Here is a 14916-nt window from a genome sequence, read left to right as displayed (position 1 = left end):
CGGTCGTTCTTCGTGTACTGGCTGAATCCGCGTGGCAGTACAAATGACAATCCTGATGGCATATGTTCTGAGACCAATTCCTATTATTACCAGTGGGTGGCTCTGAAGGATAGCGAGTGGGTGCCTGTCAATGAGCTGACCCCTGAGCCGGTCCTGGTGACAGGCCAGCAGCCGTCTCCCAATACGGCGACTACCACGACCAGCAAGGCGGCCCAAGTCAGTAAGTATTCCGCTTTCAACGTGAGTCCGAAGGATCCTCAATATCTCGACAATCCCAACGTGCTTTTTGCCACTGACAAGGATGGCAATCCTATGCCTGCTCAGAAGGATGATGGCGGGATTGATTTCAAGGAGGCCAAGGAGAAGCAGGATCTTGACGGTTACTTCAAGATGGTCACCTGGCCTGTCACCACGAACCGGGATGGCAGCGCTTGCACCGTCAGCCCTGAAGTGTACGACCCCAAGAGCGCTGGTCTTGTAGGGATAAACGATGGTATGTCCACCGTGGAGAAGGATACGAATATCTCTGCGGGGTGGACTATCAATACCGCTTTCTATAAGTATGACGTGCCTCGTCCTGATGATCCTACGATCACCAAGATCGAAAACGATGCTGATGCCGGTTTGGATGCTTCTGGAAGCGTGTATACGACCAAGCTTGAGCCGGTAATCAGTGGTGAGTGCATGCCCTCCAAGGATGCCGCGCGCCCCAACAAGGTCGTTCTCTACGGCGAGGATCCCAATAATCCCATTGTGGAGGGGCAGGGCACGAATGGCGATGACCTGGTGAAAGGGACGGACACGTGGGGGTTCAGGCTGGGCGAGACCGTGTGTGAGGTCGACACTGGCAGCAAACAAGGGGGTTCCTGGCGGATACAGGACAGGAACAAGCTGTATCCGTCGCCGGATTCTGGCAACAAGTACAGCGGCTACAGGCGTTACCATGCCTGGGTGACTGAGTCTGTCTCCGGGTTCGGCCTGACCTCCTACTTCTCGAATATTGGCACGGCTTATTTCGTTTCGGGAGAAAACGTCCCGGATGCCAGCAAGTTCTCGGTCACCGTGCCCCACACGGTAAACGGGAGTCTCCCGGCGGATTCGGTGGTCACATTCAAGGGTGAGGTGTCGCCTGTGTATACGGCCTGGTCCTCGGGAGGGCTGGGGATGACGGATTCCAGGATGGCTGTTTCCATGAAGCAGAATGCTGACTCGGACTGGACGCCCCTGGTGACCACCTCGGCCAACACCTTCCAGAGGGATGCGGCGGTCAGCACTGTGTCTTCCGTCGCGGATTCCGCGACAGGTCTTACGCTGGGCTTGACCAAGACGGCGGATTCCACCTGGTCCTGGTCGCTGGATATTCCTGCTGACAAGTTCGCTGGCTACAACGGCAGCGACGAGACGCAGACCTATACCTTCCAGGTTGAGATGATCAACCCGATGAACCTCCGATCGAATCCGGCATTCATCGAGCGCAAGGTCGACATGACGTCCACCACACTGGTCTTGGAGCGGTACGACGTCTTCCAGGTGGCTGGCAAAGCCTACAAGTACGTGGACGGGGACAGGAAGGTTCCCGAGACCAAGGGGACCGCTGTCCGGATAACCTGGCCTGGAAATGGCAACAACAGCACCGATGTCATTGTGGGGGACCAGGGTTCATGGCAGGCGACTCCGCCTGAGGGTGTCAACCAGGGTGAGTTTACAGCTCAGGTACTTTCCGACGATGCCGAGGGCCCTGATGCCCAAGGCAGGTTCCAGGGCGGGAACCAGTCGGCCCCGGTGTCGCATGAGCTGGAGTTCCGTCCTTCCAACTCGGCTTTGCCTCTGACCGGTGGATGGCCGCTTTCGGTGCTCAGGATCCTGTCGCTTATGGCGTTGGGCCTGGTCGGCTTTGTGGCCTGTCTGAGAAACAAGCAGGAAAGCCGGCACTGACCACGGCAGCATCAGACAGGGCCTGTTCTTGCGGGCCCTGTTCTTAATACCTGTGCGCGAGATGGGACTCGAACCCACACGTCCGAAGACACAGGAACCTAAATCCTGCGCGGCTACCATTACGCCACTCGCGCGTACGACATGCCCTGCCGTTGAAAAGGGCAGCTGGTGGAAGAGCCACTTGACAGAATCGAACTGTCGACCTTCTCATTACGAGTGAGACGCTCTGCCAACTGAGCTAAAGTGGCCTTCGCCTCCCGTCCGGACCTGCCGGAAGAAGACAACATGCTACATCATACTGGATGCGCGCGATAAAAACGCCTTGAGCTTCGGGCCAAGGGTGTACAAGCTTCTTGACACAATGGAGGGCATGGATCTCAATGATTTCTATGCCGTCATTCCGGCCGGTGGCGTGGGTACCCGGCTCTGGCCATTGAGCCGACAGAACCGGCCCAAGTTCCTCTACGATCTGTTGGGGTCAGGCAGAACAATGATCCAAGGCACCTTTGACCGGCTGGCTGGCATCTGCGGGACCGATCATGTGGTCGTCTCCACTGGCCAGCGGCATGTGGATCAGGTGCGTCAGCAGCTTCCTGATCTGGCTGAGGACGCGCTCTTCGCCGAGCCTGTTCCTCGCGATTCCACGGCGGCCATTGCCCTGGCTACTGCTGTACTGGCCCAGCGGCACGGCGGGGAAATCATCGTGGGCTCCTTCGCCGCTGACCACGTCATCCGAGACGACAAGGCGTTTGCGGCCTCAGTGGGGCAGGCGGTGGCAGCGGCCCGAGCGGGGTATGTGACCACCATCGGCATCGCCGCCTCCCGTCCCTCCACCGCCTTCGGCTACATCCACCAAGGCCCTTCCCTGGCCGATCGCATTCCCGGGGCCCCTGATGCCCGCCTGGTCAGCGAATTCGTCGAGAAGCCGGATGCCTCTACGGCACAGGCCTACCTGTCAACAGGAGAGTATCGCTGGAATGCCGGCATGTTCGTCATGCAAGCGCAGGTGCTCCTGGACTGCCTGCGTCGTTACAAGCCTGAGCTCCACGCCGCGATCATGGCCATTGCCCAGGTCTGGGATCAGGGCGGGCAAGCCCGCAGCCAGGCCATGGAGGAGTACTGGCCGGGCATCGAGAAGATCGCCTTCGACTATGCCGTAGCCGAGCCCCTATCGGCGGCCGGCGGCGTTGCGGTTGTTCCAGGTGGCTTCGATTGGGATGACATCGGCGATTTCAATTCAGTGGCGGGCCTGCTGCCATCGTCCAACAGGCGCAACATCAAGATCCTTGGGGATGCCGACCGGGTCATGTATTTGGATTCAGCCGGAGACATGGTCGTGCCCGGTTCGGAACGCACGGTTGCTCTTCTGGGTGTGGATGACATGATCGTCGTCGACACTCCCGATGCTCTCCTGGTGGCTCCTAGGGCCCGCAGTCAGGAAGTCAAGGACATGGTGGCCAAGCTGGCCCAGTACGGCTGTGACGACATACTCTGAAAGTGATTCGGCTGTGCTCAGAAGATTGACTGATTTTGTTGTCTTCTGTCTGCTTTTGTGAGTAGTTTGGGGTACAGAACCGGGTGCTCGGTAGACCGGGCATCACCTCATGAAAGGACCCGAACAACCATGGCCATCAATCCTCCAGTGGACGCTACCAGCACCAAGGCCTGGGCGGCCTTGCACCAGCACTTCGACGACATGCAGCGCCAAGGGATCGATCTGCGCGCATGGTTCGCCAAGGACCCGCAGCGCACCGAAAAGCTCAGCTTCGAGCTGGGCGATCTCTATATCGATCTGTCCAAGAACCTGATTCAGCCCGAGACCCTGTCACTGCTGGCCCAGCTGGGCCGCGAGGTCGGCCTTGAGGAGCGGATCGAGGCCATGTTCAACGGCGAGCACATCAACAACACCGAGGACAGGGCCGTCCTGCACACAGCCCTGCGCCGTCCCGAGGAGGATCGCGGCCGGCTGATCGTGGACGGCCAGGATGTTGTCGGCGACGTCCGCGACACCCTCAAGCGCATCTATGCCTTTGCCGACCAGGTCCGCTCGGGCAGCTGGACCGGTCTGACCGGCAAGCGGATCACCACCGTGGTCAACATCGGCATCGGCGGCTCCGACCTTGGTCCGGTCATGGCTTACGAGGCCTTGAAGCCCTACGCGGATGCCGGCATCAGCGCCCGCTACATCTCCAATATCGACCCCAACGACCTGGCTGAGAAGACGCGCGATCTGGATCCGGAGACCACGCTCTTCATCATCGTCTCCAAGACCTTCACCACCCTGGAGACCCTGACCAACGCCCGCCAGGCCCGCGCCTGGCTCCTGAAGAGCCTGGGGGAGCGTGGCCTGCTGTCCAAGGACGGCGAGGACCTCTCGGCCGAGGCCATCCGTCGGCACTTCATCGCCGTTTCGACCGCCCTGGACAAGGTGCGCGACTTTGGCATCGATCCGGACAACGTCTTCGGCTTCTGGAACTGGGTCGGCGGCCGGTACTCGGTGGATTCCGCCGTGGGCACCTCCCTGGCCATCACCATCGGTCCCGAGCGCTTCGAGGAGTTCCTCAAGGGCTTCAACACTGTCGACCGCTACTTCCGCGCCACCCCCCTGGATCGAAACGTAGTTGCTCTGATGGGCCTGCTCAACGTCTGGTATGTCAACTTCTTCGGCGCCCACTCGCACGCCGTGCTGCCCTATGACCAGTATCTGCACCGCTTCCCGGCCTACCTGCAGCAGCTGACCATGGAGTCCAACGGCAAGTCCGTGCGTTGGGACGGCACGCCGGTGACCAGCCTGACCGGCGAAATCTTCTGGGGGGAGCCTGGCACCAACGGCCAGCACGCCTTCTATCAGCTGATCCACCAGGGCACCCGCCTGATCCCCGCTGACTTCATCGCCTTCGCCAACACCCCCAATCCAGCCAAGGACGGGGACCAGGACGTCCATGAGCTCTTCCTGGCCAACTTCCTGGCCCAGACCAAGGCATTGGCCTTCGGCAAGACCGCCGATGAGGTCCGCGCCGAGGGCACTCCGGAGGCCATCGTTCCGGCCCGGGTCTTCACCGGCAACCGGCCCACCACCTCTATCTTCGGCGATGCGCTGACTCCGGCCGCTCTGGGCGAGCTGATCGCCCTCTACGAGCACATCACGCTGACCGAGGGCACGGTCTGGGGCATTGATTCCTTCGACCAGTGGGGTGTTGAGCTGGGCAAGAAGCTGGCCCGCGAGATCACCCCGGCCATCTCCCGGGATGACCAGGCGCTGGCCGAGCAGGACCAGTCCACCAAGTCCCTGATCGCCTTCTACAGGGCACACCGCCGCTGATGTCATGCCGGGCCCCAGCGGGTCCGGTTGGTGGTATATTATTGGACAGTTGTTTGCCGGAAGGGCAGCTGCCGCATGGGCTCCCTTCCTTTCAGGTCCAGCCGGATGCTCCGGCGGATCGGCACCCCCGACGGCAGACCGTCGGGTTCCATCCAGGATCGCCTCCTTTGGTGGTTGCGGTCCATGTCATGGGTCGATGTGCGGCGGCCATGGAGGAACAGCATGAACGCGATTCAGGAATTTGACGCCAGCCACATGAAGCCTGCGGAGCAGATCCCAGACTTCCGCCCCGGCGATACCGTCGAGGTCAACGTCAACATCACTGAGGGCAACAACTCTCGTATCCAGGCTTTCACGGGCGTGGTGATCGCTCGTCAGGGCTCCGGCGTGCGCGAGACCATCCTGGTGCGCAAGGTCAGCTTCGGCGTGGGCGTCGAGCGTCGCTTCCCTCTGCACTCCCCGCAGATTGATTCCATCAAGGTGCTGCGCCACGGCCGTGTCCGCCGCGCCAAGCTCTACTACCTGCGTGGTCTGCACGGCAAGGCCGCCCGCATTGTCGAGCGTCGCGACAACAAGGCCGAGTCCAACAAGTAGGATTCAGCCAGGGCGACCCAGCCCAGGCCTGGCCGCTAACACCCGGGATGTAATGCTCCCGGGTTTTTCCATGCTTGGGTGTGTACGCTATGAGTCATGCGGAATCTGTTTGCGGGCGGGTGCCGGTGGATGACAAGGAGTGGATATGGCCTTTCGGGATGAGGAAGCGTCCTCGTCGGGACTTTGGTATCCGGACGGCAGACAGGCCACCTCAGCCCCGGTGCCGCCCCGCCATGCCTTTGACCGCCCTGGCGGACGCGGCTCCACCAAGGGCAGCCACCCGCGTCTGGGCGAACGCGGTTTCCTGCCTGAGTTTCTGTTTGAGCTGGTTACTCTCTTGGCTGTCGTCGCCGTCCTGCGTATATTTTTGTTCAGCATCTACGTCATCCCCTCCGGCTCCATGGAGAACACCCTTGGTGTCGGAGACAGAATCCTGACCACTCACCGGCTGACCAGGTCCATGATGGCCCCCCGTCGAGGGGATGTGGTGGTCTTTACTGACCCTGCTAACTGGCTAGGCGAAGAGTCCACTCCGAGCTTCCGCGGCAGTCACCTGGTAAAGCGCCTGATCGGCATGCCCGGCGACACGGTGGCCTGCAAGGGTCATGGCGCCCCAGTCACCGTCAACGGCGTCGCCTTGGACGAGAGCTCCTACCTGCACCCAGGAGTGGAGCCCAGCTCCTTTGCCTTCAAGGTCAAGGTGGACCCTGGGTACGTCTTCGTCATGGGCGACAACCGTTCCAACTCCGCCGATTCCCGTCTGCACAAGGATGACGGCCACAATGGCCTGGTCCCCATGGACAACATCAAGGGCACTGCACTGCTGACCTACTACCCGGTGGGCAGCTGGAAGCTGCTCAACAACCAGCACAAGGTCTTCGACGCTGTGCCCGAGCCGACGCAGGACTGAACCGGCTGTGAGGCGGATTCTGCCGACCCTGGCCACTGAGGCTGCCTTGGCTGATCAGGGAGCCGAGTATGTGCTGGGGCTGGATGAGGTCGGCCGCGGAGCCCTGGCGGGTCCGGCCATGGTCGGCGTGGTGGCGGTCCGTTCCGCTGACCTGCCCCATTTGAAGGTCCCTGACGGGGTGGCGGATTCCAAGATGCTGACCCCTGCGCGTCGGCTGGCCATGTACCGTGACTTGGAGGACTGGGCTGCCGGCTGGGCGGTGGGGGCCTGCTCCAATCATGAGATCGATCAGTGGGGCATCGTCCACGCCCTGGGCATCGCTGCCCTGCGTGCACTGGCCGAGTTGGAGCATGGGATGAACCTGGGGGCAGACTGCAATCTGGCTGCCATCCTCGACGGTCCCCATGACTACATCACCCCGGCCGCCGACAGCTTTGACGCCCCCGACCTCCCGGTTCTGCCCGAGGTTTCCACCCAGGTCAAGGGTGATGCCCACTGTGCCAGTGTGGCCTGCGCAGCAGTCATCGCCAAGGTCACCCGTGACCAGCTCATGGTTCGGCTGGCTGCCTCCGATCCTGCCCTGGCCCCATACCAGTGGGAGCACAACAAGGGCTATGGGTCGCCTGCGCATCTGGAGGCCATTCGCCGTCTGGGGCCCAGCCGTCTGCACCGGGTCAGCTGGCATTTGCCTTCATCCGATCCCGGCAGGGGCTAATATCGGAACGGTTGACACGGCTATCGTACGGCTATCGGAAGAAGGTCACATGCCCGCAGGCAGCGGGGGCAGGTCACGGTCCAAGCGCCCCTCCATGTTCGAGGTTGCCCGGCTGGCCGGGGTTTCCCACCAGACCGTGTCCAGGGTCATCAATAATTCCAAGGACGTCTCGCCGGCAACGCGGATCAAGGTCCAGCAGGCCATCAGGAAGCTGGGCTACCGACCCAGCAACTCTGCGCGGGCCCTGGCATCCAGCCGTAGCCGGACCATCGGACTGGTGGCCGGCGGTGTCAGTCTCTTCGGGCCTGTTTCGTCAATCACGGCCATCGAGACCGTGGCTCGTTCCCATGGGCTGTTCATGTCGGTCATGATGGTGGACGAGTCAGCCTGCACCCTTGCCGGATTCCAGGAACTCTGCGGCACCTTCCTGGAGCAGAATGTGGATGCCTTCATCTTTTTGACGCCCACTGACACCATGTTCCAGGCCGCCTGCCAGGTTGAAGTGAGCCAGCCTCGGGTCATCGTCACTTCCACTCATGGCATCACCAGCGTCGAAGAGGCTTTGAGCCGCCGACGCGGCGACGGTCAGATAGCCCTGACCGGAATCGACCAGTGGGGTGCCGTGCAGCGCCTGGCCCGGCTGCTGGTCTCTCGGGGCCACAGGCGAGTGCTCTATATGGCCGGACCTGCGCAGTGGCGGGATGCAGCCACCCGACTGGCCTCCTGGAAGGTGGCCTGCGCCCGCTGCCGCATACGAACGGCCGTGGTCCACGCCCGCAGCTGGGAGGCGGGGGAGTCCTACACGCTGATGAACCACCTGATCGATCAGCGGGGCATGAGCGGCACCTCCCTGCCCTCGGCCGTGGTCACCGCCAACGACAACCAGGCCGTGGGCGTGGCCCGGTCCCTGAAGGAGCATGGCATCCGCATTCCCAGTGACATCAGTCTGGTGGGCTTCGACGACGTGCCTACGGTAGACAACATGTTTCCGCCGCTGGCCACGGTCCGTCCCCGCTTTGAGGATCTGGGGGTGGCCACCATGCGGCAGGTCCTGGCCCTGCTTCACCAAGGGCAGCCGGTGGATTTCCCGGTCACCCATCACGGCGTGGGACTGATCCAGGCGGACGTGATTCAGCGTCGGTCCCTGGGCTACGCAATCAAGCGCCTCTGACCACTGGCGGCCCGCATCCCGTGAGCTTGCCTGATGCTCTGGACTCAGTTACAATCGGAACCAGACTATGTGAGCGTTAACATATCAGGCAAAGGAGCAGACATGGTTGTTGGCGAACAAGGCGTCATCGTGAGCGAATTAAAGGAGGGCGCGACCAGTCTGGGCATCGAATTCGGCTCCACCCGCATTAAGGCTGTGCTGATCGACCATGACTACCGGACACTGGCCACCGGGGATGTTGAGTGGGAGAACCGGTTGGAGGACGGCCTCTGGACCTACTCCATGGACCAGATCCACCAGGGTCTGCAGGCGGCCTATGCGGCCATGGCCGAGGATGTCCGTCGCCAGTACGGGGTGACGCTGACCAAGATCGGCGCCATGGGGATCTCGGCCATGATGCACGGCTACCTGGCCTTCGACAAGGATGGCCAGCTGCTGGTGCCTTTCCGCACCTGGCGCAACACCAACACCCGCCAGGCCCATGAGGAGTTGTCGCAGGCCTTCAGGATCAATATTCCCGAGCGCTGGTCCATCGCCCACCTCTACCAGGCCATTCTGAACGGCGAAGAGCATGTGCCCAAGGTGGCTTACATCACCACCCTGGCTGGCTACATGCACTGGAGGCTCTCCGGTCGCAAGGTCATCGGCATCGGCGATGCTTCGGGCATGTTCCCCATTGATTCCTCCCGCAAGGAGTTCGACCAGGGCCTGCTGGGCATCTTCTCCCGACTACCCCGAGTCCAGGCCCAGCCCTGGGACATTCACGACCTACTGCCCGAGCCATTGACCGCCGGCAGCGATGCGGGGGCACTGACCGCAGAAGGGGCCGCCTTGCTCGATCCCAGTGGTCAGCTGCAGCCCGGCGTGCCCATGGCTCCGCCCGAGGGCGACGCGGGAACCGGCATGGTGGCGACCAACGCAGTTCGCCCCCGCACCGGCAATGTGTCTGCGGGCACATCCATCTTCGCCATGGTGGTTCTGGAGCATCCCCTGCGTGACTTCCACCCCGAGGTGGATCCGGTCACCACACCGGCTGGGGATCCGGCCGGCATGAGCCATGCCAACAACTTTACCTCGGACCTGAACGCCTGGGTGGGACTGTTCGGCGACTTCGCCAAGGCCGCCGGTCTGGACCTGAAGGGGAATGCGCTCTATGCCACCCTGTTCAACCAGGCGCTCCAGGGAGATAAGGACGCCGGCGGGTTGATCAACTACTGCTTCTATTCCGGGGAATTCCTGGCTGGACTGGAGGAGGGCCGGCCCGTCTTTGCCCGCGGCCCCGAGGGACGAATGACCCTGGCCAACTTCATGCGTGCCCAGCTCTTTTCGGCCTTCTCGCCGGTCACCATCGGCATGGATGTGATGACCCGCCAGGAGCATGTCCAGGTGGACACCATGGTCGGGCATGGCGGCATTTTCGCCACGCCCAAGGTAGCCCAGCGGATCCTGGCCGCCGCCTTCAATGCCCCCATCAAGGTCATGTCCACCGCTGTGGAAGGGGGCGCCTGGGGCATGGCCGTCCTGGCCGACTATCTGGGCCATGCCGACCAGACCCTGGCCGACTACCTGGATGCCAATGTCTTTGCGGGTGTCCAGTCCACAACAGAGCAGCCGGATCCGGCTGATGTGAAGGGCTTCAGAACCTTCTTCGACCGCTTCACCAAGGGCCTGCCCATCGAGCAGGCGGCCGTGAAGACCATCCCCCTACAGGGATGAGGCCCGGAGCTGAAAACGTCAAGCGGCCGGATCAGCAGGATCAGGCCGGGAAAAGGAGTTGCAGATGGTGTCCTTGGCTGATTATTCGCCCGAGGTGCGCGACGAGGTGAAACTGGTGCGTGAGCAGGTGGCCACCTTGCATGCGCAGCTGACCAGGTGGAATCTGGTGGTCTGGACGGCAGGCAACGTCTCGCAGCGCCTGCACTCTGCCGATCTGATGGTCATCAAGCCCTCGGGGGTGCGTTATGAGCATCTGACCCCTGGCTCCATGGTGGTCACCGATCTGGATGGCAATGTGGTTGACGGTACCGAGGCTCCCTCTTCGGACACGCTATCCCACGCCTATATCTACCGGCACATGCCCGAGGTCTACGGCGTGGTTCACACCCATTCCACCTATGCCACCGCCTGGGCGGCCACCGGCAGGGACATTCCCTGCGTGCTGACCATGATGGGCGACGAGTTCGGCGGCCCCGTGCCGGTGGGCCCCTTCGAGCTGATTGGCTCCGAGGCCATCGGCAAGGGCGTGGTTGACACCCTCAAGGATCACCCGGGCTGCCCAGCTGTGCTCATGCGCAACCATGGGCCCTTCACTGTGGGAGCCGATGCCGAGGCAGCGGTCAAGGCGGCGGCCATGACCGAGGAGGTGGCCCACACGGTCTGGGCAGCTGAACAGATCGGCACGCCCAAACCCATTGATCCGGCCGACATAGCCAAGCTCAACGACCGGTACCAGCACGTCTACGGCCAGCACTGAGCTGGAAAGCATAAGCAAAGGAGCAAGAAGTATGAGCATGAAAAATCCCTTCGAGGGCAAGGAGCTTTGGTTCGCCGTTGGTTCGCAGGACCTCTACGGCGAGGAGACCCTGCGCCAGGTGGGCGTCCAAGCGGCGGACATCGCCAAGTCCCTCAATGACTCGGGTCGGATCCCGGTCAAGCTGGTCTTGAAGCCCACGCTGAAGGATTCGGATTCCATCCTGAACTTCATGGTCGATGCCTCGTCGAACCCGGCCTGCATCGGCGTGGTGGCCTGGATGCACACCTTCAGCCCGGCCAAGATGTGGATCAGGGGTCTGGAGAAGCTGCGCAAGCCGCTCCTGCAGCTGAACACTCAGCACCATGTGGAGATCCCCTGGGACACCATCGACATGGACTTCATGAACCTGAACCAGTCGGCTCACGGCGACCGTGAGTTCGGCTACATCCTGACCAGGCTGGGAATTCCGCGCAAGATCGTGGTCGGCCATTACACCGACCCCGAGGTTGCCGACAAGATCGGCGTCTGGGCACGCGCCTGCGCCGGCTGGGATGCCGCCAACAACATGAAGGTCTGCCGCTGGGGCGACAACATGCGCGACGTTGCCGTCACCGAGGGCGACAAGACCGAGGCTGAGCGGGTCTTCGGCGTCTCTGTCAACACCTGGCCGGTCAACGAGCTGGTCGAGCATGTGAATGCCGTCACCGACGTTCAGGTCAAGGATCTGATCGAGGACTACAAGCGCAGCTATGAGGTGGCTCCCGAACTTCTGGACTCCCGGTACGACTCCCTGGTGGTGGCCGCTCGTGAGGAACTCGGCATGCGGGCCATGATGGAAGAGGTGGGCGCCACTGCCGCTGTTGACAACTTCCAGGATCTGGGTGGCCTGCGTCAGCTACCCGGCGTGGGAGCCCAGCGGCTGATGGCTGATGGGTACGGATTCTCGGCAGAGGGTGACTGGAAGACCTCCGTTCTGATCCGGATCGGCAACGTCATGGGCTACGGGCTCAAGGGCGGCTGCTCGCTCATGGAGGACTACTCCTACAACTTCGTGCCTGGCCATGAGGAGATCATGGGCGCCCACATGCTGGAGGTCTCGCCCACGCTGCTGACCGAGGGGCGGCCCCGCCTGGAGATCCACCCCCTGTCCATCGGCGACAGGGAGGATCCGGTGCGTCTGGTCTTCACGGCCACCCCCTGCACCGATGCTGTGGTGGTCTCCCTGGCGGATGTACGCGAACGCTTCCGCCTGGTCATGAACGTGGTGGATGTGGTCGAGCCCGGCGGGTCCCTGGCCCAGCTGCCTGTGGCACGTGCCCTCTGGAAGCCCCGGCCCTCGCTCAAGGTCTCGGCTGAGTGCTGGCTGCGCGCCGGCGCGGCCCACCATACCTGCATGACCACCACCGTGGGTCGCGAAGCCTGGGAGGACTTCGCCCGGATGGCCGGCGTGGAGCTCGCTGTCATCGACGAGAACACCGAACCGCGCCGTTTTGAGGCCGATCTGCGAGCCGCCGAGCTCTACCATCGGCTGGACAACCGGCACTGATCGCCTGTTTCAGAAAAGGTTGCAAGGCCCTGCCACTGCACATGTGGCGGGGCCTTTGACATTCGGCTTGTCGGTTTGCGTTGTCCCTACTTTGTCGGTACAGTGATGATTAGGCAATGGGAACAGTGGCATGTCCCAAAGTTGACATATTGCCCACCCCCCTGAGTCGGGGAAGTGATCGGTTGGGGAGGCGAAGATGTGCCTGGCCATCCTGTGCCTATTAACAAAGAAGGGAATGCGTGCATGCACATGCAACGAGATAATGAAGGGATAAGGCTCCCTAAGCTTTTAGGCTTGGCGGTTGCCGGAGCGACGCTCCTGGCGGGCATGGTCGTTTTGCCAGCCACACAGGCTTCGGCCGCTACTGACTATGGATATAATGCCGAAGATGACTTCAGGCCGGGTCCGCTGCAATCAACAGTGAGTCCTAAGCTGACAGTTACCAAGTACCTGTCGCTTATCCCGGGGTATAACCCCACGGGTTCCTCTGTGGATGCTGCAAAAATAAATGCGAACGCTGACATGGTTCCTGCAAAGGACGTTACGTTTAATGTCATGGAGGTCAAGTCTGCCACAGATAATTTGGCTGACATTGATCCAATGAATAATACTACGTACACTGTTCAGAAAAACTATGTCGGTGTGACCGACGGCCAAGGTGTAATCAATAAGTGGTATCCGGCTGCTGAGGACGGCGGTATGCCGGCTAAAGGCACGGCAGAAGCCGCCTTCCCAGGAGGTGCCAACCATTGGTACATTCTGCAGGAAAATCGCGCTAAGTCATGGGCTTTCAACCCGGACAATCCGAACAAGCTTGATGCGTTGAAGTACCAAGATGCGGCGCCATCTTTCTTTGGCCTGCCTTATGCAGCCACTTCGCTCACGGACGACACGAATACTGCAAACAAGGTTCAAGGATACATTTATAATCTGCATCTGTATCCGAAGAACTTAAACTCCACTCAGTTCTCCAAGACTGTGCAGTCTATTACGGGTTCAAATGGCGACGTAAAGACTCAGCGGACTGCCGTTGCCGGCGATACCATCAATTACAAGCTTTCACAGAAGCTCTACAAGGGCGACGCGAAATCTAACGATGGTAAACTTGACGTGACAGAGTTAAAGGGCGAAGGAAACGATGTTATCATTGCCGACCGTATGTCTAGCTCATTGCGACTGGACGGTGATTTCACTGTTGTGCTCCGTTCCGATACCGGTTCTCCTAAAGACGTACCACTGGTCAAGGATACGGATTATACGGAGTCAACTCCAACAGAAAATCCTGAAAGCTTGGTTTCTGGTAAGAAGATGTTTACTAACGATGCACCTACTAGCAATGTCTCTTACTATGTTTTTAAGTTCTTCACTAGTCTTGACAAGGTAAAGGGCTTCGATGCTCCATCCTTCTCGATTGTCATCACCTATAATGCCAAGGTCACTGGAGATGGTGATTCTACTGGCACGGATGGTGTTGCCAACGATGCAGCTTCAGATTTCAGCGAAAACTTTGATACAAGCGGTAACCGTCTAGATCCTATTCCTGAACATACGAATGTGATCAACGGAGTCGTTGCCTTCGGTAATGTGAAGAATGAAGCATCAAAGTATGCGGCTCTGCCAGGGTCCGAGTTCCGTCTGGTTAAGGATCAAACGGAACCCGACAAGTATCTCGGTTCTGATGGCAACTTCTATACTGCCGATGACGCGACTAAGCCGACAAACGTCGAACTCTATAAGGCTACGGCTAACAACAATGGTGTGGTAGCATTCGCTGGTTTGCCCATATTTGGTGATACAGCGAAAGCTGCTGATGGGAGTAAGAAAGTACTGCAAGGTAATTGGTGGCTGGTAGAAACCAAGACCCCCAATGGCTGGCGTAGTCCTGGTGTCCCCTTCCAGAAGGTGACATTTGGGGATGCGGGTAAGACTGAGCAGGAAATTGCACAGCAGTATGGTCCCCATGCTACGGTTCAGCCCACGTACAGTGAGTTGCATTTTGCCAAGTTCGGAAGGACTCCTCAACAGATTACCGATGCTGGCGGTTCGGCGATAAAGTTTAATAATGTGCCAGTCGAAACTTATCTGATGCATTATGCGACTACTGATGGTGATTCACCATTGGCCCTGCCTCTGACTGGTGGTCGTGGCATCCTGCTGCTGTTGGTTGTCGGTGCCCTGATCATGGGTGGTGCCCTTTACGCCCGTAGTCGGCGCAATAACGCCGCCCGGGCCTGATGATCACGGTCACAT

General features: G+C 60.6%; 11 protein-coding genes and 2 tRNA genes. 11 read left to right on the top strand and 2 right to left on the bottom strand.

What is annotated here, in order from left to right:
* Positions 1 to 120 precede the first annotated feature (120 nt).
* Positions 121 to 1935, top strand: coding sequence for a hypothetical protein (locus tag H3T92_RS08240; protein ID WP_232341918.1), 1815 nt, complete (start codon positions 121 to 123; stop codon positions 1933 to 1935).
* Between the two features lie 53 nt (positions 1936 to 1988).
* On the opposite strand, the gene H3T92_RS06280 is transcribed toward H3T92_RS08240, so the two are convergent.
* Together H3T92_RS06280 and H3T92_RS06275 are read right to left on the bottom strand one after the other, a co-directional pair.
* Positions 1989 to 2069 (bottom strand) — tRNA-Leu (locus H3T92_RS06280).
* A gap of 41 nt (positions 2070 to 2110) precedes the next feature.
* A tRNA-Thr gene (locus H3T92_RS06275) sits at positions 2111 to 2183 on the bottom strand.
* Positions 2184 to 2305: 122 nt separating this feature from the next.
* Here H3T92_RS06275 and H3T92_RS06270 point away from each other — a divergent pair.
* The 10 genes from H3T92_RS06270 (at position 2306) to H3T92_RS06225 (ending at position 14901) form a co-directional block, all read left to right on the top strand.
* Complete coding sequence (locus H3T92_RS06270) at positions 2306 to 3430, top strand: mannose-1-phosphate guanylyltransferase (protein ID WP_198189611.1); 1125 nt, start codon at positions 2306 to 2308, stop codon at positions 3428 to 3430.
* A 129-nt stretch (positions 3431 to 3559) separates the two neighbouring features.
* Positions 3560 to 5257 carry a glucose-6-phosphate isomerase gene (gene pgi, locus H3T92_RS06265; protein ID WP_024627418.1) on the top strand — a complete coding sequence of 566 codons (1698 nt, stop codon included), beginning with the start codon at positions 3560 to 3562 and terminating at the stop codon, positions 5255 to 5257.
* 222 nt (positions 5258 to 5479) lie between these two features.
* Positions 5480 to 5851 (top strand): 50S ribosomal protein L19, encoded by a 372-nt coding sequence (gene rplS, locus H3T92_RS06260; protein ID WP_024627419.1) that lies wholly within the window; start codon positions 5480 to 5482, stop codon positions 5849 to 5851.
* Between the two features lie 145 nt (positions 5852 to 5996).
* Complete coding sequence (gene lepB, locus H3T92_RS06255) at positions 5997 to 6761, top strand: signal peptidase I (protein ID WP_198189610.1); 765 nt, start codon at positions 5997 to 5999, stop codon at positions 6759 to 6761.
* Between the two features lie 7 nt (positions 6762 to 6768).
* Positions 6769 to 7476 carry a ribonuclease HII gene (locus tag H3T92_RS06250; RefSeq protein WP_198189609.1) on the top strand — a complete coding sequence of 236 codons (708 nt, stop codon included), beginning with the start codon at positions 6769 to 6771 and terminating at the stop codon, positions 7474 to 7476.
* Between the two features lie 49 nt (positions 7477 to 7525).
* On the top strand, positions 7526 to 8647 hold the full coding sequence (locus H3T92_RS06245) for a LacI family DNA-binding transcriptional regulator (protein ID WP_232341919.1): 1122 nt from the start codon (positions 7526 to 7528) through the stop codon (positions 8645 to 8647).
* Between the two features lie 102 nt (positions 8648 to 8749).
* Complete coding sequence (locus H3T92_RS06240) at positions 8750 to 10363, top strand: xylulokinase (RefSeq protein WP_198189608.1); 1614 nt, start codon at positions 8750 to 8752, stop codon at positions 10361 to 10363.
* Between the two features lie 64 nt (positions 10364 to 10427).
* Entirely contained in the window at positions 10428 to 11120 is a 693-nt protein-coding gene (locus H3T92_RS06235) for an L-ribulose-5-phosphate 4-epimerase (RefSeq protein ID WP_198189607.1), read from the top strand.
* 31 nt (positions 11121 to 11151) lie between these two features.
* The gene (gene araA, locus H3T92_RS06230; RefSeq protein WP_198189606.1) at positions 11152 to 12666 is read left to right on the top strand and encodes an L-arabinose isomerase; all 1515 of its coding nucleotides are present in this window, start codon (positions 11152 to 11154) and stop codon (positions 12664 to 12666) included.
* A 243-nt stretch (positions 12667 to 12909) separates the two neighbouring features.
* Entirely contained in the window at positions 12910 to 14901 is a 1992-nt protein-coding gene (locus H3T92_RS06225; RefSeq protein WP_144085350.1) for an LPXTG cell wall anchor domain-containing protein, read from the top strand.
* Positions 14902 to 14916 lie beyond the last annotated feature (15 nt).

The organism is Bifidobacterium sp. W8112 (assembly GCF_016101425.1).
Lineage (GTDB): Bacteria > Actinomycetota > Actinomycetes > Actinomycetales > Bifidobacteriaceae > Bombiscardovia > Bombiscardovia apousia.
This window is presented reverse-complemented; position numbering and strand designations above follow the sequence as displayed.